This is a genomic window from Alkalibacillus haloalkaliphilus (assembly GCF_007991275.1).
Taxonomy (GTDB): Bacteria; Bacillota; Bacilli; order Bacillales; family Alkalibacillaceae; genus Alkalibacillus; species Alkalibacillus haloalkaliphilus.
On the sequence record NZ_BJYA01000001.1, the window covers coordinates 287,707 to 308,239 of the forward strand.

Below are 20,533 nucleotides of genomic sequence, written 5' to 3' on the forward strand. Positions count from 1 at the left end.
CTAGTAAATAAATATCGAACTAGACGAAGAAGGAAATGGTAGAGTATGGATAAACAGTTTAAAACACGGTCTATGATCTTTACGTTATATGGTGATTACATAAGGCATTATGGAAATGTTATTTGGATCGGTAGTTTAATTCAGTTGTTAGAAGAGTTCGGGCATAATGAACAATCAGTTAGAGCTGCTGTTTCTAGAATGAGTAAACAAGGTTGGCTTCAATCTGAAAAAAGAGGGAACAAAAGCTATTATTCTCTTACCGAACAAGGAAAAGCCCGCATGGAAGAAGCTTCTAAACGAATTTATAGGTCAGAGTCACCTAAGTGGGATGGGCAATGGCGCATGCTTGTCTATTCGATTCCTGAAAGCCAACGTCATTTACGAGATGAATTACGTAAAGAGTTAGTATGGAGTGGTTTTGGTTCCTTAACGAATAGTTGCTGGATCACGCCAAATCCACTTGAAGAACAAGTGCATCGTTTAGTTGAGAAGTATGATATTAGTCAGTATGTAACGTTTTTTAATGCGACTTATGAAGGGATGAGTTCCCCGAAAGAATTAGTCGATCAGTGTTGGGATTTAGATGATGTGAATGCTAAATACTCACAGTTCATAAAAGAGTACAGTGAAATGTATTACATCGATAAGAATTTAGTAGAAAAAGGGGATATTAGTGATGGCCAGTGCTTCGTCAAATGCGCCTCACTTGTCCATGAATACCGTAAGTTTTTGTTCGTTGATCCAAACTTGCCTGAAGAGTTAGTACCTAATCAATGGTTAGGTGACTCTGCAGCAGCGTTATTCTCGGATTATCATGAGCTGTTACAAACACCAGCTACACGTTTTTTTGAGTCTGTGTTTGAATAGGGAAACCGGTCGCCGGATGATTTCCGGTGATTTAATTTATGCTTTAAGGTAAGGACGGTTAATTATGAGGATGTACTTTGAGGGCCCGGTTATAATAGTGGCCTTAATCATTTATATTGCTTTGCTTTTATATTTAAAATTTAAGCATAATAAAGGGATGATGTATTTATTCTTTTTTTCAATATTCTACTTATACATCACTCAAGTGATTAGGTATACGCAATTCCCAATCACGTATATTCCAGAAATGTACGACCCATTAAGTGTGTTAAGACATAATATCAACTTAGTCCCGTTTCAAAACTTAGAAATTAACTTAAAGTTTATGTTCTTAAATGTATTATTGACTATCCCCTTTGGCTTTCTTCTTCCTCTAATTGCTCAAGTTACGATGAAGAAGATTTTGTTATGGGCGTTACTTTTACCGTTTATCATAGAAGTAACACAACTTATAGTCGGTTTATCTACAGGGTATAGCCACCGTATCTTTGATATTAACGATTTCATTATGAATGGCCTTGGCGTTCTAATTGGTTTTCTTATACTAAAGGCTTCGATCAAAGTAATATTTATAACCTTTGACCAAAGCCATATTAACCAAAATAAACTACTTAACTATATTGCTAAAAGGTAAAAGCTACCTCGAAACACGTTCAAATATAGTCGAATCGTTAAACTCTTGACCTTTATTAGCATAAACATCAATCGTTTCTTCAATCATCTTCATGTCCTCATCTGTCAATTCACGTACGACCTGACCTGGTGATCCTAAGACGAGTGAACGTGGCGGAATCACTTTACCAGATGGTACTAGACTATTAGCGCCGATAATCGAATACTCTCCAATTTCAGCACCGTCTAAAACAGTCGCCCCCATACCTACAAGGACGCCTCTTCTTAATGTGCAACCGTGAACAATTGCATTGTGACCAACTGACACTTCATCTTCTAAAGTAAGCGGAAACTGTTCATACAGGTGACACATGGAGTTTTCCTGTATATTGCAACGCTTACCAATTCGAATAGGTCCTTCATCACCTCGTACTGTGACATTGAACCAGATGCTAGATTCCTTTCCAATCTCAACATCACCAATAACTCTAGCGTTATCTGCAATAAAAGCTGTCTCATCTATTCGTGGAGTATGATTCTTGTAGCGGTAGATCATAACCATCCCTCCTATTATTCTGTAAGTTTAATATAACACATTTTTATCATAGCGTAATAATCTCATAATATATTGACAGTGTAGAGGAACTTTTGTATTCTTTTATATAACGAAATTACTTAAAGCGTATTTAAAACGTTATAAAAAGGAGGGTGGTCATGTTTAATGACCGCATATATGATATTACCGTTATTGGGGCAGGACCAGTCGGATTATTTACCGCTTTCTACGCAGGGATGAGGGAAGCTTCTGTCAATGTGATCGACAGCATGCCACAAGTAGGAGGCCAGCTAGCTGCACTATACCCCGACAAATACATTTACGATGTTGCAGGCTTTCCGAAAGTTAAAGCACAAGAGTTAGTTGACCACTTACACGAACAAGCTAAGACGTTTTCACCTTCCATTCACTTAGAACAATCTGTAACAGACATTAGTCGCCACGACGAGTACTTCGAGATCTTTACTACCCAAGGGACACATTATTCCAAAACGATTATTATTACAGCAGGTGCAGGAGCATTCCAACCACGAAAACTTAAAGCAGAACAAGCGGAACAATATGAAGGCAGTAACCTTCACTATTTCGTACAGAAATTAGATCAGTTTAAAAACCGTCGCATCCTTTTATGTGGGGGTGGTGACTCAGCAATTGACTGGTCATTAGCATTAGAACCTATTGCTGAACAAGTTACGTTAGTTCACCGTCGTGATAAATTCCGCGCTCACGAGCATAGTGTCACACAGTTAAAAAACTCGAACGTTAACATTATGACACCTTTTGAAGTTGACCGTTTAATTGGTGACGGTAATCGGATCGAGCAAGTCGCTATAAAAGAAGTAAAAGGTGAACAACTCGAGTTGATTGATGTAGACGATGTCATTGTTAACTATGGTTTTGTCACTTCATTAGGTCCTTTAAAATCGTGGGGGCTTGAGTTGCAAAAGAATAGCATTTTCGTTAATTCAAAAATGGAAACGAACATTCCAGGCATTTTTGCCGCTGGCGATATTTGTACGTATGAAGGAAAACCGAAGTTGATTGCAACTGGATTCGGCGAAGCGCCAATCGCTGTTAATCATGCTAAGTCGATGATTGATCCAAAAGCAAAACTAAGCATTCATAGTACCCATCTTTTTGAGAAATCGAAGTAATGCTAAAGCCCAGCTATAAAACTAGCTGGGCTTTAAATAAGTGTAACTATTACTCTAATTCTTCTAAATCATATTCTTCTACAAAATCAGCCAGTCGGTCCTCTGCTTCCTCTAGAAGTTGTGCTGACTCAATATACATTGCTTCTACATCAGACAATAGCATATTAAACTCATCTTCAGTTATTTCGTCATTTATAAATTGACCATATACATCAAGTTCCTCATATACTGCCTCATACCACTTTTCTACGAACGCACTTCTCATATCGTGGTATTCTACGACTATGTCTGATTCAGGTGATTGAGCATTAACGTATTCCAGAATTTCATCAGCAATTGGTAACATTTCATCAAGTTGCAATTCATACGCTTCTTCTAACGACATGTTTGTCATCTGACTGTCGATCTCATCCATTTCTTCGCCTTTTTCTTCAGTAAAGTCTATTATGTCGTTATGATAATCAACTAACTCCTGTGCTTCCGGAGGCATTGTACACGCTACTAATAATGCCACCATAATTAATCCTGTTAACAGTACTTTAATTGTTTTCATTCCAATTACCACCTCTTATTTTTTTGTAGTCTAACAATTTACTAATTTATACACGTAATTCATCGCTTGTCTAACCTAGATAATTACTTCTCCGCCATAACTTCTTCCATCCTCTTCGGTTTGATCAACATGATTGGTGCTAAGAACCAACACAACAAAGAAAACAAGAAAGAGAATAAATAGAGTCGCTTGGAATAGGTCAGTATTTTGAGAGTATAAACTGTCCACAAATAAACTTGTTCCAAATACAAACAGTATAGTGGTTAATACTGTATAAACTCTTCCTAACCTTGTTTTGTTAGGTTTTCCTACGCTAAATGCAATCTCTTCAGAAAAAAAGTAAGGAACCATTACCATAGTTATGGTTAGCAATAGGCCAACCCAGAATGAGATAGATCCATAAATAGTCTTGAGGAAAGGTGTGGCAAAAAATACCGCTAGACTGTTTATCATTACAAAGCTAAATAATGAAAAATACCTTTTATGTTCATTTTTGAACTTTTTCCATAAAACGACGAAAATCGCACCACATAGTGTCGCAATGATTAGATTAATAACAAAAACTGTCCAACTACCGGAAAACAGAGCTCCAGTAGAGGCACATATGTAGATTACTAATGTTGTTTGAATAATTCTACTATCTACTAAACTTAATTTGTGTTCAGCCATAAACATCACTTCCACTCTAATATTAGCCCTATTACAGGAACTGAGTTTGGTTAACTAACCTATACAAATATTAGAAAAGCACTATTCTACTCTCACTTCATTTTGCTGTATCGAATTTAAATGATTCTTTCTTATTAATGGCAGACCAATCCCTTTCTTCCCCTTTTTCTTCCGTAAAGTCTATTATGTCGTTATGAAAATCAACTATTTTGTAGTCTAACAATTTACTAATTTATACACGTAATTCATCGCTTGTTTAACCTAGAAAATTACTTCTCCGCCATAACCTCATCCATCTTCTTTGGTTTGATTAAGAGAACAGGTGCAACAAACCAACAACACAATGAGAAAAGAAAAGTATATAAAGAGGCTTGTAAAAGATCAGTAGTTTGAGAGTACAGGCTATCAGCATAAACACCTGACCCAAATATCAATAACATACTTGATAAAATGATATAAACCCTTCCTAGCCTCGTCTTATAAGGCTTATTTACACTTAGTGCAATCTCTTCAGAGAAAAGATAAGGAACTAGCAACATCGAAATAACAAGTAATACGCCGACCCAAAATGAAATTGAACCATAAATAAATACTAAAAACGGTACTGCAAAAAAGATTGCAAATCCGTTTAACATTACAAAGCTAGCTAATGAAAAATACCTTCTACGCTGGTCCTTGTATAACATCCATAAAATGAAATAAGAAATGCTACAAACGGTCGCAATAATTAAGTTTAGAATCAAAATACTCCAAGTTTCTAGAAACGCACTTGCAAGGACGGCACATAGATACATCAATAATGATACTTGGATCACTTTACTTTCTTTTAAACTTAATTTGTGTTCAGCCATAAACATCACTTCCACTTTAATATTAGCCCTATTACAGGAACTGAGTTTGGTTAACTAACCTATACAAATATTAGAAAAGCACTATTCTATTCTCACTTCATTTTGTTGTATCGAATTTAAATGATTCTTTCTTATTAATGGCAGACCAATCCCTACTATAAAGGCAGTGTAAGGGAAACTTCCAGATCCACCTAACCAATCAATTACCGTCACCGGCACATAAATAATGTAAATGAATAGCATTAAGATAAGATAAAACCTGCGCCAACGCTTCTCTGATTTAGACATGCGTAATCTCCTTTCAATGATCTAATGAAATAGTTGAACTAGAACTGGGCCAAATCAATTCTAGAAAATTAATAGTAGGGCCGGCTGATTCTTGGTAAACATGTTCATTTATTTGACCGACTATACCGTCTAAAGATGTTGATTCAAACTCATTGGCAGCCCTTACATAAAAACGATTGTCACTTACGGTTAATACAGCACCATCTAAAACTCCGTTGTTTCTTTGAATAGTATTTCTTGCTTCATTAATTACACTCGTTCTTACTTCTTCGTCTTGAAGTAAACCACTTAAAGTTGTTCTGACTATTGGCTCATTTAATTCTTCTGTTAACACTTGGTTAAATGCCTCTATATTAATTTCATTTTGCGACCAACCTGTATAACCGCCTGAACTAGAAAGTTGGTCAACTCTGTCGGAGACTTTTTCATTGAAATCCTCGAAAAATGCTAGTAAGGATCCTTCCAACGTCTCATCTTCATATTCATCTATAACCCTACTAACCTCTTCATAAAATACACTTGTCGCAGCCAAGCTTGCTTGTTGAACTGTAGTAGAGGATTGTTCTTTAGTAGCTAAAGCACTCGCCATGTTTATAACTAATATAAACATGACCATTATGATACTTAGCATCCCAAGAACGAATATGGCAATGTTTCCTCTTTCATTTAGATAATTTTTCATTACTCAATCACCCGACCAGGGGCTGAAGTAGTGAAACTTATTGAGGGTGTACTCCAACCTAAAATCTCATCAGGTAAGAATATTAGACTTATACTCACATTGATGTCGGCGTCAAAGTTCTTTCCAGTTACATTAAGACTAGAAACTGAACCTTCTAAGTAATCACCCGTTGATGTTAAAATTCGATTAGCTGCACTTGATGCTTCAGTAGAACTTTGTGTTACTGAATAAACCTTTGCGTACTCATTGGCAGCTGACTGAGCAACCAAATATCCGTTCACACCAACAATAAACTGAATTAATACAGCTAACAAAATCAACACAAGTGGAATGATCCCCAAAAATTCAATTGTAACTGATCCTTTGTCGTTTCTAACTAAGCTCTTAATTTTTCTCAGCCCCATAACATCATCACCTAGTGTCCACCAAGATTGGTAATCTCAAGTCTTTCTTTAAATCTGGCAAAGCCTCTTTTTGATTGCTTAGAGCTAACTCTTTAAAAACTTCTTTATGCTCTGCTTCTGACAAATACTCAATATTTTTCACATGTGTTATTTGTTTTAAGTTCTCTTTTGCTTTTGTTTCTAAGTTAATTAATTCATTGATGTATGTTAGTAAACTATTATTAACTTGTTCTTTCATGGAGTTTGATTCATTAATTTGTTCACTTATAAATGAGGTCAGTTTTGATGCTTCCAGTATATTTCTTAATTGCTTAAACTGAGCATAATCAAGTTCTGCCAATAAACCTAGTAATTCATTAATATCAGTTTCATAAAACTTCTGACCTTCATTCGCTTTGTTCAAAAGGTATTTTTCACTCTCAGACATAATGTCATCATGTTTTTCCTGATATTTTTGAACAGCCTTTATAGCATCTAAACATTGTATATATACTCTCTTATCAGATTCAGTTAATTCAATCTCTGATAATACTCTAATAATAAAATCCTGAACGGCTTTAAAACCTGCCATATTATTATCTTTTTTGTGTTTTCCATAAAAGATTGAATTTATAAAATTGTGTAAGTATGTTAATTTTTCAAAAGCTTCTTCAAGCTCATCAATTGTTAAGTCGTTCTTTGTAGATACTACAGTGAGAGCACTTACTTTATTAGAAAATTTTGGACTGTAATAAACAACATAAAAGTCTTCTCCATTAAAGTTTAAATGGTTTGGTGATATTTTATAATTTTCAAATATGCGTTTTAACTCTTTAGTTTTTTGTACTATTAACTGATCTGTTACTTTCAAAGTAGTACATCATCCTTTCAATTTAAGAAAACCACCCTTTAACTGTACTCCATGTCTTTTTGGCAGTATCTTTAGCTGAGTTTACCATTGCTTTACCCGTGTCCTTTATATTACCTTTCCAATGATCTGCTACAAACCTTGTTCCTCGGGAGACTGCCCATAAACCTGCTCCAACTCCTATCATTATTCCACCAGCAGCTTGCATTCCTGGAACAACAGCTGTTACCATCCCCGCATTCATAAGAGTGTTCCCAACACCCTCGCCTACTCTCGCTGTTGCTGAGGTCATTTCCGCTCCTGAGGCGTTTTCACTAGTTAGAACATTATATGCCTCTACTGTACTAATTCCAGTGTCTATAGCAGAGAAGCCTGCACCAACTGCTGCAGCTGCAACATTTAGTTTAGATAGAGCCCCTACAGAAACTGGGTTTGGGTTAGATGTTCGTTGAGAGATAGAGGCCAAATCTTCAATACGATCTATACTCCCACGGTAAGCTTGACTATTTCGTATAGCTTGTTCATAAGACACAATATCAGCTGCTGTCCTTATTCCTTGCGCTGCATTGTACGTGTTTAATACATTATCCGCTGTATCTAACGCTACGTTGTTATCTATCCCAAGCCTTAAACCATTAACAAATATATTTGACCTATAACCAATCCCATAGTTCCTAGATTGATTGTAATTCCTATCAGTCATATTCTGATGAGTGTCCAGATGACCCATTAGGTCTACTTGCCCCATTAGAACATCATTAACTAAAAACTTGCCTACATCATATGAGCTAGGGTCAATAGACGTGTCTTGAGGATTATAACCATTGTACCCCCAAGGCGGGATACTATTTTCATTGCCAGAAAAACCTGTATTCCTCCATGAATCGCCACTCATCTCACCCATCGAAAAATCGTTGCCAGCCCATGGTGAACCTTGAGTTGGATCTCCTACAAAACCATCATTAGACCAAGGTTCCCCGTTCATTCCGGGCTGTGACCACCCATTCAAGTACCAAGGGGAGAGCTGCCAATCATACCCTGACCAAGAACCATCATTATTAAAGCCATCTTGGTTCCAAGGATTCCCTTCTCCTGTTTCACCCTCCCAAGGTGTGCCGTCTATAGGGTTGCTTTCCCAAGGCGTTCCTTCAGTTTCACTACCTTCCCAATCTTCACCTTGCCACTGAAATTGTGAACCGTCCCACGGATCACCCTCCCATGGATTACCTTCCCAGTCTTCACCGCTCCAAGGTCCAACTGCATGAACAACTGGTGTAATAAGGGGATGTAAAACTAGCAAAACTGCTATAAAAGCCAGAATTACTCTTTTAAACAATCTACCCATTTTACGCACCTTCTTCTTTATAATTTAAGTTCGTTTTCCATTTGAACTTATTTAAAAGGTTGAATAAGTATTATGGTGGTTTCACTAATTCTTTAATTCTATATTTCTTAAATCTTTCTTTAATTTTGGGAAATACTTCTTTTGATTGTTAATGGCTGACTCTTTGAAAAGCCGTTTGTGCTCCTCTTCCGTCAAAGATTCCATATGATCAACACGTTTTAGTTCTTTTAAATTTCTCTTGGCTTCCACTTCACCTCTTACTATTAACCTTATATAAAAAGCTACATCTCGATCCATATACTTTTTAATCTCAGGTTGTTGCTTTTTGACCTTTTTAGCCTGCTTAAGTAACTTAGCAGCATCTAGTGACGCTTTCACTTGGTAATATTGAATATAATCAAGATCTGCCATTACTTCTAAGACATAATCAATATCAGATTCATAAAACTTCTGACCTGTTTCCGATTTGTCATCTAAATAATCTCGATAACTATACATAACGCGATCGTGATCACTTTGGCACTGTTGAACTTGTTTTAATGCTTGGGAACACTGTTCAAATAACTTCTTGTTACTTTCAGTTAAATTAACATTAGATAGTACTTTCTCGACAAAATCCTGCGTCGCTTTAAAGCCTTGCATGTTACTTCCTAACTTAAATTCCCCTTCTAAGGCTGAGGTGATAAAATTTAGTAAGTAGACCAATTTTTCATATGCAGAATTAACTTCTTCACTGCTTAAGCTGCTTTTTGTGGAAACCACAGCTGATCCATTAGCTCTTTTAATTAACTTGGTTTGAAAAAAAGTAATATAAAAATCTTTTCCATTTATGTTTATATGATTTGGAGAAATGCTGTAATTTTCATAAAACTTCTTGTATTTTTCCGTTTTATTTATAATCAAACTATCAGTAACTTTCATGAAATCGACCTCTCTTTAACTAAACCAGCCTTTGACGGTATTAAACGTACTTTTCACCTTATCTGCAGTTTTACTTGCGATAGCTTTACCAGTATCTTTAATGTTTCCTTTCCAATGGTCAGCTAAAAATCGCGTTGTACGAGAGGCTAACAACAATCCCCCGCCACCAACTAGTAAAAACCCCGCAAAAGGCTGCAGAGCAGGTACTGCTGCAGCCACAACACCTGCGCTTAACATGGCATTTCCAGCGGACTCTCCAACTCTAGCTGTTGTTGACACCTTCTCAGAATAAGGGTCATTACTCGTAAGTGATTTATAAGCCTCTACACTGTTTACTCCTGTATCTATCACTGAAAAGCCTGTTCCAACCGCTGAAGCCACTACATTCAATTTTGATAGAGCACCTACAGCAGCTGGGTGTGGGCTAGCCCTTTTAGTATTTTTATCTCTGGAATTGGATGCAATATCACTTAATTGATCTGCTTTCCTTTGCATGCTCTGGGTCCTAGTCCCAGCCTTCTGGTCATACCTCCTTATATCACGAGAAGCTTTGATTCCCTGTGCTGCATTAACTGAGTTTTCTATGTCGTGAGCAGCATTTATTGCGTGATTGTCTCCCACCCATAGGTTCAAGCCATTTATCATAATGTTTGTTTTAAACCTCAGTCCATATGAAGGAGAAGAGTTATAATTCATCCGATTCATATTATCATGTGTAATGTTATCTCCTACAAGCTCAGCTCCACTCATTAAAACATCGTCAACAACATACTTCCCTATATCGTATGGACTGATATTTTTTGAATTTGAATCAGCTTCACCATGATCTTCAATTCTAAAAGATCCTTCATTAGTCCATGATAAGCCTTGGCTTTGGTCTCCTGTAAAACCATCCCTGGACCATGGATCACCCATAATCCCTGGATGTGACCAACTATTCAAGTACCAAGTGGAGAGCTGCCAATGGTTCCCTGACCAGGAACCACCATTATTAAATCCATCTTGATTCCAAGTGTGCCCTTCTTCTGTTTCACCTTCCCAGGGTGTACCCCCAGTTTCACTGCTTTCCCAAGGCTTTCCTTGCCACTGTAGTTCTGAACTATCCCACGGATCACCTTCCCATGGACTACCTTCCCAGGATTCACCACTCCAAGGCTCAACTGCATAAACAAGTGATGTTACAATTGGATGTAGTGCAAGTAAAATAATTATTAATGAAAGAATGACCTTCTTTAACAAATTACCCATTTTACGCACCTACTCCTTAAGAAATTTTCCTTTCATCCTGAACTTCCAAAGTAGCTAAAGTTTCTCTCCATTTTAAAATCAATGAAGTCATATACATTATTAGAAATGGAAAAACAATTAGGTTTAGTGCTATTTGTGTTATGACTTGTGCTGCAAATGATGGTGTTATAGTGAATAACTGAAACGTGACAAAAATACCGAATAAAAGTTCTGCTAATCCAAACAAACTAAGGATTAGAAATATCTTAATAAAATGCTTCTTTCCAACTCGGAGACCTTCTTTAAAAGACTTCCATACTGACTTTTCGTCAAACATGCTTATATAAGGTACAGGAAATACTAATGAAAGAAAGATTAAGCCTGGAAGTATTAAAAGTGCAAAACCAATTGTGCTAATGATTGCTACTAAACATGCAAATATAAACACTGAAAATCCATTTACAAGAAAATGATAGATTGTGTTTCTAAGGTTGTTCTCAACTCCAACATGCTCGTTATACACGAAGCGAATATATGGAGCTTGAGCATACAGGAAAAATAATAAAGTAATTAGGCCATAATAAATATCTGCCACAGAATAACCACTTGCAAATGAAGGTGTTATCGCATATATATAGTTCGTAATAAACGAATGTAATAGTAATAATGGCAAAGTTGTAGTTAGCATTATTACTAATACCTTTTCAAATCTTCCAGTATAGATCTCCCATGTGTTTCTAAAAGGTTTATCCATGTATATCTCTCCATCATTTATTGGTAGAAGGTGAGACATGCTCACCTTCTATAGCCTAATTACTAGACTCAGTTTCTCTCTCAAACGTTTCATCAATGGATTGTCTTGCCTCCTCGATTGTTTGTTCACTAAGTTCATCAAGACTTTTTTCCAATCGATCAATGGATTCGTTAATTTCATCGAATGTTTCGTCTAACAGTTCATTTAACTCTCGCCTTTGCTCTCTTGTGAAAAATCCTAAGTTCCCTGCAACATTAATTAATCTTGTTAAATTATTCTTTGTAGAACGAGCTCTTGCATTCCACTCATTCATAACACTTAAAATATCAAAATAGTGATCAATACTTAACGAATCAACATCTCTCATAGCATCCACTTTCCATTCTTCCCAAGCTTTTAATACTTCTTCAGCACGTTCAAACTCTTTCTTCAACTCATCTTCATCTCGTGCTGTCGCAAAAATCCCATCCGTTACTTCTGCCATTTCTTCTAATTGCCTTTGGGCTTCCGCATCTGTATGGAAACCTATAATATTTATAATCGGTTGAGCGTTTGATTCCGCTAATGATTGAGCGACTTTAACCGGATCACCATCACACGTTTCAATTCCATCACTAACTACGTATATTAAGTTTGTATGATTACTAGCGTCATACTCAGCTAAAGCTTCTCGGGATTGTTCTAATGCACCTGCTAATGGTGTCCAGCCCCTTGGTTCAAATTGATTGAGAGCTTCTTGAAATTCCGTCTCATCATAAGGTGCAAACCCATAAACTTGCTCAATTCCTGCACATGAGAGTTCTTTATCACTGGCTGAACTCGAACCTTCATGACCGTATACTCGCAAAGAAACATTAGCTGCCTCTGGCACTTCAGCCATAAAACTCTGAATCGCTTCCTTAGCGATATCCATTTGTGTTCGATTTCCTACATATGCTCCCATACTCCCACTTGCATCAAGGAGGACTTCTACATTGTAATTCTCCTTGAAATGAAATTTTTCATCAGGTAAATCAGGAGAACCAAATGAAGAAAACTCCCATTTTTTCACTGCATCCTCAGGGTTAGGATAGTTTTCGGCAACAAGTGAATACAAATAGCGTAAATATAATTCATACTCTTCATCAGACGGATTGTCGCTCATAGAGCCTAGACTATCCATCTTTTCGGTAACTTCCTCTTCCATATCCCACAGGTTATCAGCCCGTTCAAAAGGTCCACCTGTCTGTGTAGCTAAACCTTTTATATCAGTAGGTATTGGATCAATATCATCTAATTTGACTACATCTTCCTGACTTTCTGATGAAGTATCTTCATGGTTCTCTTCATCTTGATCTTCAACAACTTCAGCTACGACATCTTCCTCCTCTTCAGCTTCATCAGCTGGAGAGACTTCCTCTTCTCCTCCAAAGCAAGCTGTAAGAGAAACTACTATTACTAGTATTAGTATAGTTCGTAACAGTTTCATAAGATTTTCACCTTCATATTTAGAATCTAATCATTAGTTTCTCTCTCAAACGTTTCATCAATGGATTGTCTTGCCTCCTCGATTGTTTGATCACTAAGTTCATTCATTTTTTTATCAACATCTTCCGTTAACTCTTCAAAAGCATCGACTACTTCATTCTTTCTATCACTCAATTCATTTCTCTGTTCATTTGTAAAATAATCGTATTCTATCCATAAAAGGTCTATTGCCCTTTGAAGAGAAACAGACATTGATAAATTCCGGGAATTCCAATTTATCCTAGTACTATTAATGTCAGATTGATTAAATACCACTTGACGGTCAACCTCTCTCATTGCATCCCTCTTCCAGTCTTCCCAAGCCTTTAATACTTCTTCGGCACGTTCAAACTCTCTCTTCAACTCATCTTCATCTCGTGCTGTCGCAAAAATCCCATCCGTTACTTCTGCCATTTCTTCTAATTGCCTTTGGGCTTCCGCATCTGTATGGAAACCTATAATATTAATAATTGGTTGGGCGTTTGATTCCGCTAATGATTGTGCGACTTTAACCGGATCACCATCACATGTTTCAATTCCATCACTAACAACGTATATTAAGTTTGTATGATTACTAGCGTCATACTCGGATAATGCTTCTCGAGATTGCTCTAATGCATCAGCTAACGGTGTCCAGCCCCTTGGCTCAAATTGATTGAGAGCTTCTTGAAAGTCGGATTCATCATATGACGCAAACCCATAAACTTGCTCAATTCCTGCACATGAGAGTTCTTTATCACTGGCTGAACTCGAACCTTCATGACCGTATACTCGCAAAGAAACATTAGCTGCCTCTGGCACTTCAGCCATAAAACTCTGAATCGCTTCCTTAGCGATATCCATTTGTGTTCGATTTCCTACATATGCTCCCATACTTCCACTTGCGTCAAGTAGAATTTCTACATTGTAATTCTCCTTGAATTGAAAGCGGTCGTCAGGTGACTCAGGCGTCCCAGAAATAGCAAACTCCCACTTCCGAATGACATCGCGTGGGTTTTCATAGTCTTCTGCAAATAACCAATACAAATGGCGTAAATACAGTTCGTATTCATCTTCTGAAGGATTATCACTCATAGGACCTAAAACTTCCATCTTATCAGCTACTTCATCAATGATATCTCGAACATAACCCTCATTTGCAAAAGGGCCTGGCATCTGAGATGCTAATTCTTCTATCGTTTCAGGGATTGGATCAATATCATCTAAGTTGACTACATCTTCCTGACTTTCAGTTGAAGTATCTTCATGGTTCTCTTCCTCTTCTTCAATTTCTTCATATTCAATTTCAACTTCTTTTTCCTCTTCGGCTTCATCAGCTGGAGGGACTTCTTCCTCTCCTCCAAAGCAAGCAGTAAGAGAAATGAAAATAACCGCTATTAGTAAAGCTCTTAACATCTTCATAAGTTTCACCTTCAACTCTTTTGTTCTGTACATTGATTTGTTTACAAATAAATTCGTCTATTTACTCCTAAATTCACTCTGGCCAAAGTTTAATAATGCTCTATCCCTTTTCACTTATGTCTAACCACCTATACTCTGAATTAACTCAACAATCTTACCTACTACTTGATCTCCAATATCAGTAGCACCACTCATAGCAGTAGAAATTACACCTACCAAAATTACAATTACTGCAGCAATACCTATCCACTCTAAAGTTTGTGATCCTCTTTCTTCTTTTGTAACCTCACCAGCTCTGCTCATCACTTTTTCAAAAACTCTGTTAAACATCCTCATTCATACTCCTCCTCTTATGTTTTATAAGTAATTAAAGATACTATTATCTCCCATTAACATATTAAGAATCATAAGCCCGGCAATCATTAAGATTGAAACCGGTGCAATTAAAAACGTTGTAACTAAAGTTACTTTTGGTGATGCTTTTGCTGCTAACTCTTTCACTTGCTCTTGACGCATCTGCCTTAAGTCTTCAGCTTGAATTTTGAATGTCTTTGCAATCGGTATACCAAGGTCCATACCTTGAATTAATGCTTTAACTAAGGTTTGAAACTCTTCATTTTCATTTCGTTTAAGTAAATCACGATACGCCTTTTCTCTTGGTACACCTAAATCAATTTGTTGGTTGAACCTGGAGAACTCTTCTCGCAAAGGTCCATCAAAGTGACGAATGACCTCTCGAAGAGCTTGATCTAAACTAACACCTGCTTGCAAACTCGTACTTACTGTGTCCATAAAATCAGGTAAGTCTTTGCGAATAAGTTGCTGCCTCCGCTTCACCTCTCTTTTTATTAAGAGAATGGGTAGAAAATAACCAATGATTGGGTTGAAAACAAGCATGTATTGTGAAAATGGCAATCCGATTACAACAGCTAAAACCCCAGAGATAAATCCAACAACTAGTAAGAAGATTTTAAGCCCTTGGAATCTCGCAACTGATAATTTCAAAGGGTTACCAGACAATCTAAGCCATTGATCAACTATGTGATTTTCACTAAAGAAGTTAATTCTTTGACCCAAGTCAGAGAAATCATCTGCGTACTTTGTCACTCGACTAAACAGCTTTGCTCTTCTGTCCTTTTTCTTTTCTTTCTTTTCAAATGGGTCGACTTTTGTAACCTTTGATACATGTTCTAACACACCACGTTTTTCATTCAAAAACGTCCAAAAGTGCTTTAAACAAAGAAGTGTACATAACCAAAATGCGATTATAAATAAAATGATTAATGCATCCATAAGCTACACCTTTATATCCGTTATTTTTCGTATCAGTATGAAAGAAAGTACAATAGCTGCTAAAAACAGAACTAGTATAACAAGGCCAAATCCTGACCAAAGTGGGTCGATAAATCCATCTATTACGTTATTCATAACTAAAAGAAGAAGTATCGGTAATATTGGAACGATTAATGATATATACTTTTGTTCTGATGTCATCGTTTTAATAATTTGATTTAAAACTTTTCGGTCTTCAAAAGTATTAGCCATCGTCTCTAAAGTGAGGGCTAAATTACCTCCAGTTTTCTTCTGAATCAGCAATGTGGCTATAAATAGATTAAAATCACGAGATTTGTTTCTTTTTTGTACTGTTCTAAGCGCATTTTCTAACGTGACACCCATCTTTAATTCATTTGAGATCCGTTTAAACTCTTCTCCAGCTGGGGCTGATACTTCTCGTGCAACTAGGTCAATACCTTGATTGATCGTTAACCCCGACCTTGCTGCATTACCAAGTATTCTACAGACTTCACTTAATTGATCATTAAACCTATGTTCGTAACTGTTTTTCCTAAAATAAAACAGTAAATAATTAACAAGGGTTATTAACACTAATGGCAAAAGCACACTGACCATTATTGGCATACTAAAGATTGAGAACATTAATACAAACAAAGCCATATATCCTACAATTAATATCCCTAAATACTCAGAAGGGAGAAGCTTCAAGTTGGCATTATGCAGTTTGTTTTTCAACGCCTGAGAAGACTCTCTTTCATCAAAGCGCTCTCCCCAGCGACTAATAATACTTTTTCTCTCTTCTTCAGGGAAAATCTTTTTAACTGTTTGATTCCATTCTTTCTTTTGAGATCTATAACCTAAGAAGAAATAAATACTAAATAAAAATGATAAGACAGCTAAGCTATACAGTATAGTTACGACTAGATTCATAATCCATAACCTCCTTAGGATTGAAGATTGATGGATTAATATCTATTCCTACGACTTTTAAGTGTTGTAAACACTTGGGTATGACACCTGTTGGGGTGAAATATCCATTTACTGTTCCATCCTCTTTAACACCTGTACGTTGAAATTTAAAGATGTTCCGAACTTCAATTCGTCCGTCTGAATTTACTTCCAGCTCTGATATGTTCATTACTTTACGACTTCCATCTGTTAAGCGTTGAACTTGAACAATATATTGTATAGCACCAGTGATGTAATCACGAATAACGTTTGTCGTTAAATCCATTCCAGCCATAACAACCATTCCTTCGACTCTATTAATAGCGTCATCAGGAGTGTTAGCGTGAATAGTCGTCAATGAACCTTCATGACCGGTATTCATCGCTTGTAACATGTCAAAGGCTTCCGGACCACGGACTTCACCGACAATGATGCGGTCTGGTCGCATTCTTAATGAGTTTTTTACCAATTGTCGAATAGTAATTTCCCCTTCACCTTCAACGTTAGGGGGACGAGACTCCATTCCGATAGCATTCGGGCGTTCAATTCTTAACTCTGCTGAATCCTCAATTGTAATTACACGCTCACTTCTAGGGATCGACTTCGCTAAGGCATTAAGTAAAGTTGTTTTACCACTTCCCGTTCCTCCTGATATAAGCAAACTTAATTTGGCTTTCACAAGTGCTTCTAAAAACATAGACATCTCTTGTGTAAACGTCTCGGTCTCTTGCAAATCATTCATACTAAAAGGTTCTTTTCGAAATTTACGAATCGATACTAGGGTTCCTCCTAAGCTAATAGGGTCGATTACTGCGTTAACTCTACTTCCATCCGGTAACCTAGCATCTACCATTGGAGAACTTTCATCAATTCTCCTCCCTAATGGAGCTACTACACGGTCAACAATATGTTTGACGTGATCTTCATCTTTAAAAGAAACGTTCACGCGTTGAAGTTGACCATTCTTTTCTATAAATACTTCACTTGGAGAGTTAACTAAAATCTCTGTAATGGAATCATCCTTCAACAGGGGTTCTAATGGGCCGAAGCCAACACTTTCATCAATTAACATAGAAAGCATTCTTTTCTTATCTTGTTTCGGGATGACAACTTGTTCTTCAGACATAAACTGATTGACTAAACGTTCAATTTTCAGCCTTTTGTCTGACTCATCTAAGCTTGTAATTTGTTCAAGGTTTATTTCTGTTAATAATCTAGATTTATAATGTTCAACTAACTCATCTAAATAACCTGAGCTTGAAGTGACACCACGATCAAATTCATTATCTGCCAGCTCTTTTCGTCCTTTTTGAAAAAGAGACATGAAATCACCCCTTAACGATTATTTCAGCATGGAGTGTACCCATTTATGAATATCTTTTGAAAACGGGGATAACTTTTTCTCCTGAGGCTCTTTACGTAATGGCTCTCCATGGTTAATTCTGGATTGAACATTTTTTATATCTCTTCTAATTTCTGAAGCAACAGGGTACGAGACAAATCGTTCAAGGTCTTTCTGCGTCAACTCCAGATCTTTCGCCTTATAGTTCAAAACAATTTCAATTTTATCTTTTGAATCAATCCCTAGGCGATTTAGAAGAAGCTCTACCCCTTTTAAAACTTGCAATGATACTGTATTGAGCTCCATAATATAGTAGATTCGATTAGCTTCTTCCAAAGCAATAAAAGACCGTTCATCTATCCAACTTGGTAAATCGACAATGATGAAATCAAAACTCCTCTTACTTGCACGGATCAGCCTTAACACAAAGTCTTCAGTAATTTTTTCAGCCATTTCAGCATCTTTAGGACTAATCAATACATTTAATTCGGAATTCTCCTCCGTCTCTGAAACGTTACGAATGTGGTGTTCTCCTAATTCGTTTATAACTGGTATTAAATCTATTATTGAACGGTTGCTTTCCATCCCTAAATACGCTTCGGCACCACCAAACTGCAAATTCAAATCAATAAAAAGTACTTTTCCGGTCGACTCAAGTTTTAAAGTTTGGGCAAAAGTCGAACTGATCAGTGATTTCCCAACACCACCCGATCCACTATAAAATGAAAAGACTTTACCTCCACCTCTTTTATAGCCATCTGCTTGGTCTAACGATTGAGAAACTATTTGTACATTCGTTGCCATTTCCTCAATACGTTCTTTTAACAATAATTCCTCACCTGGAATAACAAATAGGTCTGTCACTCCTAAGCGATTGAGGTTTCTAAGTAATTCGAAGTCCTCTTGGCCTGTAACACAAATAATAGAGGAATTAGGTGATTCTGCTAATATGATTTGAGTAAAGTCAGCAGGAGAAGTACCGTGACTGGCAATAATAATAATCTCTGCTTCAACTTTTTTTAGCTCTGATGTCGTAATAAACTTCAAATCAAAGCTGTCACTGAGCTGCTCTTGTAACATAGCTTTTAATTCATCGTGATCGCCTATTACATACACATTACTAATTGCGTTCATTTGACCATTAACCATCTCTGTCTTATTCATCTTCATCAGAATCACTTTCCTCATCCGTTAAATCTTCATCTTCAACTTGTTCATCTTCCTCTATTGGCTCCGTAGACTGGTTAGCCTCTTCACTTACGTTTGCTTTAAGCACTCTCATACTGTCAGCATAGTTTTGCATATGAACTAAATCCGTCACTTTATCAAATGGTATCTCTAGCTGCACACCCGAGAAACCAGAGTCATTATGCGCCACTCTTGCTACTTGAACATCTTCCATAAAAACTTCAGTAATTGGTTCATCATCAAAGTCATGTGAGACGATAATATCGACACGATCCAAAGCTGTAAGTTCTTCATCGAAGTAGACTTGATCAGACCTCAATACTGAAACAAGTCGATTTTCCTGTTCAGTTACTGATGAAGCATCTTTCAGCATGTTTTCAGTGATAATCTCTCCATTAGCTAAAGGAATCACCGATACTTGATCAACTAATTCATTAACATCTGTAATAAACTCATCACGTACATAACGTTGTGGAACTTCATCTGTTCTAACATCACTTGGCGTAATAATCTTTCTTGAAGGAATATCTGTACTTGCGGTATATACTGTTACCATTGTCCCAAGATCATCGTTAAGCGATTGAACCTTTTGTAAGATTAGGAACCCTGATACTGCTGCTAATATAACGGCTAGGACTAAAAACACTATTGCTCTTCGTTTTGATTCCAGCATGATATGTACTCCTTTTACACTGTTTGTTTAAAATCACTACTACAGAAAAACATAACTATTGTTATTACAAAGCATTTATATGAATAACCCTTCAGAAAATAACTTTGAACTCAAGACAATGCCGTTACTGACCTGCATACCGCTTCAAAAACAGTTATATTGGATTAGTATTATATAACTATTAATTTTTCTATTAATCTAACAATCTGTAAGGCTAAAGTGGCTTATTCAGCGTTACAGTTGTATATTTCTTTTAAATTCCTAAATTTGTTACAGTAATGACTATAAAAGCAATAAAAGTGAAACAACCTATAAAATTCCAATTGTTTGACAAACATTGTAACAAAGCTAGAATATTTTTCCATGGTGCTTATTTACTACTACTTCATCACTTAAGCATAAGGTAGTACTAATTGCCTGATTTTTGTAATTTCTAATATGGTATAATA

At 36.6% G+C, this 20,533-nt stretch carries 23 protein-coding genes; 3 read left to right on the top strand and 20 right to left on the bottom strand.

The window, feature by feature from the left end:
• Positions 1 to 45 precede the first annotated feature (45 nt).
• Together paaX and AHA02nite_RS01410 are read left to right on the top strand one after the other, a co-directional pair.
• Positions 46 to 867, top strand: a complete 822-nt coding sequence (gene paaX, locus AHA02nite_RS01405; protein ID WP_146813644.1) for a phenylacetic acid degradation operon negative regulatory protein PaaX — start codon at positions 46 to 48, stop codon at positions 865 to 867.
• 64 nt (positions 868 to 931) lie between these two features.
• Positions 932 to 1,501, top strand: a complete 570-nt coding sequence (locus AHA02nite_RS01410; protein ID WP_146813646.1) for a VanZ family protein — start codon at positions 932 to 934, stop codon at positions 1,499 to 1,501.
• A gap of 3 nt (positions 1,502 to 1,504) precedes the next feature.
• On the opposite strand, the gene AHA02nite_RS01415 is transcribed toward AHA02nite_RS01410, so the two are convergent.
• A complete protein-coding gene (locus AHA02nite_RS01415; RefSeq protein WP_146813648.1) occupies positions 1,505 to 2,035 on the bottom strand; it encodes a gamma carbonic anhydrase family protein in 531 nt (176 codons plus the stop codon).
• Between the two features lie 158 nt (positions 2,036 to 2,193).
• On the opposite strand from AHA02nite_RS01415, the gene AHA02nite_RS01420 reads away from it, so the two are divergent.
• Positions 2,194 to 3,189, top strand: coding sequence for an NAD(P)/FAD-dependent oxidoreductase (locus AHA02nite_RS01420; protein ID WP_146813650.1), 996 nt, complete (start codon positions 2,194 to 2,196; stop codon positions 3,187 to 3,189).
• Positions 3,190 to 3,238: 49 nt separating this feature from the next.
• Here AHA02nite_RS01420 and AHA02nite_RS01425 read toward each other — a convergent pair whose 3' ends face one another.
• From AHA02nite_RS01425 to cpaB, 19 genes are all read right to left on the bottom strand, one after another.
• Positions 3,239 to 3,742 carry a hypothetical protein gene (locus AHA02nite_RS01425; protein WP_146813652.1) on the bottom strand — a complete coding sequence of 168 codons (504 nt, stop codon included), beginning with the start codon at positions 3,740 to 3,742 and terminating at the stop codon, positions 3,239 to 3,241.
• Between the two features lie 75 nt (positions 3,743 to 3,817).
• Positions 3,818 to 4,411 (bottom strand): hypothetical protein, encoded by a 594-nt coding sequence (locus AHA02nite_RS01430; protein ID WP_146813654.1) that lies wholly within the window; start codon positions 4,409 to 4,411, stop codon positions 3,818 to 3,820.
• 269 nt (positions 4,412 to 4,680) lie between these two features.
• Positions 4,681 to 5,262: a hypothetical protein gene (locus AHA02nite_RS01435; protein WP_146813656.1), complete on the bottom strand. Its 582-nt coding sequence runs from the start codon at positions 5,260 to 5,262 to the stop codon at positions 4,681 to 4,683.
• A gap of 81 nt (positions 5,263 to 5,343) precedes the next feature.
• Positions 5,344 to 5,550: a hypothetical protein gene (locus AHA02nite_RS01440; RefSeq protein WP_146813658.1), complete on the bottom strand. Its 207-nt coding sequence runs from the start codon at positions 5,548 to 5,550 to the stop codon at positions 5,344 to 5,346.
• A gap of 13 nt (positions 5,551 to 5,563) precedes the next feature.
• Positions 5,564 to 6,232, bottom strand: coding sequence for a Tad domain-containing protein (locus tag AHA02nite_RS01445; protein ID WP_146813660.1), 669 nt, complete (start codon positions 6,230 to 6,232; stop codon positions 5,564 to 5,566).
• On the bottom strand, positions 6,232 to 6,636 hold the full coding sequence (locus AHA02nite_RS01450) for a TadE/TadG family type IV pilus assembly protein (protein ID WP_146813662.1): 405 nt from the start codon (positions 6,634 to 6,636) through the stop codon (positions 6,232 to 6,234). The genes AHA02nite_RS01445 and AHA02nite_RS01450 overlap by 1 nt, the downstream gene beginning before the upstream one ends.
• A gap of 7 nt (positions 6,637 to 6,643) precedes the next feature.
• Positions 6,644 to 7,486: a hypothetical protein gene (locus tag AHA02nite_RS01455; protein ID WP_146813664.1), complete on the bottom strand. Its 843-nt coding sequence runs from the start codon at positions 7,484 to 7,486 to the stop codon at positions 6,644 to 6,646.
• 22 nt (positions 7,487 to 7,508) lie between these two features.
• Entirely contained in the window at positions 7,509 to 8,828 is a 1,320-nt protein-coding gene (locus AHA02nite_RS01460) for a hypothetical protein (RefSeq protein ID WP_146813666.1), read from the bottom strand.
• A gap of 84 nt (positions 8,829 to 8,912) precedes the next feature.
• Positions 8,913 to 9,749, bottom strand: a complete 837-nt coding sequence (locus AHA02nite_RS01465) for a hypothetical protein (RefSeq protein WP_146813668.1) — start codon at positions 9,747 to 9,749, stop codon at positions 8,913 to 8,915.
• A 15-nt stretch (positions 9,750 to 9,764) separates the two neighbouring features.
• Positions 9,765 to 10,997, bottom strand: coding sequence for a hypothetical protein (locus AHA02nite_RS01470; protein WP_146813670.1), 1,233 nt, complete (start codon positions 10,995 to 10,997; stop codon positions 9,765 to 9,767).
• A 16-nt stretch (positions 10,998 to 11,013) separates the two neighbouring features.
• A complete protein-coding gene (locus AHA02nite_RS01475) occupies positions 11,014 to 11,571 on the bottom strand; it encodes a hypothetical protein (RefSeq protein WP_246118795.1) in 558 nt (185 codons plus the stop codon).
• A gap of 214 nt (positions 11,572 to 11,785) precedes the next feature.
• Positions 11,786 to 13,198 (bottom strand): VWA domain-containing protein, encoded by a 1,413-nt coding sequence (locus tag AHA02nite_RS01480; RefSeq protein ID WP_146813674.1) that lies wholly within the window; start codon positions 13,196 to 13,198, stop codon positions 11,786 to 11,788.
• Positions 13,199 to 13,224: 26 nt separating this feature from the next.
• Entirely contained in the window at positions 13,225 to 14,637 is a 1,413-nt protein-coding gene (locus AHA02nite_RS01485; protein WP_170235944.1) for a VWA domain-containing protein, read from the bottom strand.
• 120 nt (positions 14,638 to 14,757) lie between these two features.
• The gene (locus tag AHA02nite_RS01490; protein WP_146813678.1) at positions 14,758 to 14,973 is read right to left on the bottom strand and encodes a hypothetical protein; all 216 of its coding nucleotides are present in this window, start codon (positions 14,971 to 14,973) and stop codon (positions 14,758 to 14,760) included.
• A 21-nt stretch (positions 14,974 to 14,994) separates the two neighbouring features.
• Positions 14,995 to 15,930, bottom strand: coding sequence for a type II secretion system F family protein (locus AHA02nite_RS01495; RefSeq protein WP_146813680.1), 936 nt, complete (start codon positions 15,928 to 15,930; stop codon positions 14,995 to 14,997).
• A gap of 3 nt (positions 15,931 to 15,933) precedes the next feature.
• On the bottom strand, positions 15,934 to 16,863 hold the full coding sequence (locus tag AHA02nite_RS01500) for a type II secretion system F family protein (RefSeq protein WP_146813682.1): 930 nt from the start codon (positions 16,861 to 16,863) through the stop codon (positions 15,934 to 15,936).
• Positions 16,835 to 18,205: a CpaF family protein gene (locus AHA02nite_RS01505; protein WP_146813684.1), complete on the bottom strand. Its 1,371-nt coding sequence runs from the start codon at positions 18,203 to 18,205 to the stop codon at positions 16,835 to 16,837. The genes AHA02nite_RS01500 and AHA02nite_RS01505 overlap by 29 nt, the downstream gene beginning before the upstream one ends.
• Positions 18,206 to 18,223: 18 nt before the next feature.
• Positions 18,224 to 19,393, bottom strand: a complete 1,170-nt coding sequence (locus tag AHA02nite_RS01510) for an AAA family ATPase (RefSeq protein WP_146813686.1) — start codon at positions 19,391 to 19,393, stop codon at positions 18,224 to 18,226.
• The gene (cpaB, locus tag AHA02nite_RS01515; protein ID WP_146813688.1) at positions 19,380 to 20,084 is read right to left on the bottom strand and encodes a Flp pilus assembly protein CpaB; all 705 of its coding nucleotides are present in this window, start codon (positions 20,082 to 20,084) and stop codon (positions 19,380 to 19,382) included. The genes AHA02nite_RS01510 and cpaB overlap by 14 nt, the downstream gene beginning before the upstream one ends.
• Positions 20,085 to 20,533 lie beyond the last annotated feature (449 nt).

What these genes read in the sequence shown, in the direction of transcription:
- AHA02nite_RS01415 (WP_146813648.1), bottom strand. Translation starts at nt 2,035, where the DNA reads ATGATCTACCGCTACAAGAATCATACTCCACGAATAGATGAGACAGCT.
- paaX (WP_146813644.1), top strand. Translation starts at nt 46, where the DNA reads ATGGATAAACAGTTTAAAACACGGTCTATGATCTTTACGTTATATGGT.
- AHA02nite_RS01440 (WP_146813658.1), bottom strand. Translation starts at nt 5,550, where the DNA reads ATGTCTAAATCAGAGAAGCGTTGGCGCAGGTTTTATCTTATCTTAATG.
- AHA02nite_RS01425 (WP_146813652.1), bottom strand. Translation starts at nt 3,742, where the DNA reads ATGAAAACAATTAAAGTACTGTTAACAGGATTAATTATGGTGGCATTA.
- AHA02nite_RS01495 (WP_146813680.1), bottom strand. Translation starts at nt 15,930, where the DNA reads ATGGATGCATTAATCATTTTATTTATAATCGCATTTTGGTTATGTACA.
- AHA02nite_RS01485 (WP_170235944.1), bottom strand. Translation starts at nt 14,637, where the DNA reads ATGAAGATGTTAAGAGCTTTACTAATAGCGGTTATTTTCATTTCTCTT.
- AHA02nite_RS01445 (WP_146813660.1), bottom strand. Translation starts at nt 6,232, where the DNA reads ATGAAAAATTATCTAAATGAAAGAGGAAACATTGCCATATTCGTTCTT.
- AHA02nite_RS01420 (WP_146813650.1), top strand. Translation starts at nt 2,194, where the DNA reads ATGTTTAATGACCGCATATATGATATTACCGTTATTGGGGCAGGACCA.
- AHA02nite_RS01510 (WP_146813686.1), bottom strand. Translation starts at nt 19,393, where the DNA reads ATGAAGATGAATAAGACAGAGATGGTTAATGGTCAAATGAACGCAATT.
- AHA02nite_RS01430 (WP_146813654.1), bottom strand. Translation starts at nt 4,411, where the DNA reads ATGGCTGAACACAAATTAAGTTTAGTAGATAGTAGAATTATTCAAACA.
- AHA02nite_RS01505 (WP_146813684.1), bottom strand. Translation starts at nt 18,205, where the DNA reads ATGTCTCTTTTTCAAAAAGGACGAAAAGAGCTGGCAGATAATGAATTT.
- AHA02nite_RS01490 (WP_146813678.1), bottom strand. Translation starts at nt 14,973, where the DNA reads ATGAGGATGTTTAACAGAGTTTTTGAAAAAGTGATGAGCAGAGCTGGT.
- AHA02nite_RS01435 (WP_146813656.1), bottom strand. Translation starts at nt 5,262, where the DNA reads ATGGCTGAACACAAATTAAGTTTAAAAGAAAGTAAAGTGATCCAAGTA.
- AHA02nite_RS01410 (WP_146813646.1), top strand. Translation starts at nt 932, where the DNA reads ATGAGGATGTACTTTGAGGGCCCGGTTATAATAGTGGCCTTAATCATT.
- AHA02nite_RS01480 (WP_146813674.1), bottom strand. Translation starts at nt 13,198, where the DNA reads ATGAAACTGTTACGAACTATACTAATACTAGTAATAGTAGTTTCTCTT.
- AHA02nite_RS01450 (WP_146813662.1), bottom strand. Translation starts at nt 6,636, where the DNA reads ATGGGGCTGAGAAAAATTAAGAGCTTAGTTAGAAACGACAAAGGATCA.
- cpaB (WP_146813688.1), bottom strand. Translation starts at nt 20,084, where the DNA reads ATGCTGGAATCAAAACGAAGAGCAATAGTGTTTTTAGTCCTAGCCGTT.
- AHA02nite_RS01500 (WP_146813682.1), bottom strand. Translation starts at nt 16,863, where the DNA reads ATGAATCTAGTCGTAACTATACTGTATAGCTTAGCTGTCTTATCATTT.
- AHA02nite_RS01470 (WP_146813670.1), bottom strand. Translation starts at nt 10,997, where the DNA reads ATGGGTAATTTGTTAAAGAAGGTCATTCTTTCATTAATAATTATTTTA.
- AHA02nite_RS01460 (WP_146813666.1), bottom strand. Translation starts at nt 8,828, where the DNA reads ATGGGTAGATTGTTTAAAAGAGTAATTCTGGCTTTTATAGCAGTTTTG.
- AHA02nite_RS01465 (WP_146813668.1), bottom strand. Translation starts at nt 9,749, where the DNA reads ATGAAAGTTACTGATAGTTTGATTATAAATAAAACGGAAAAATACAAG.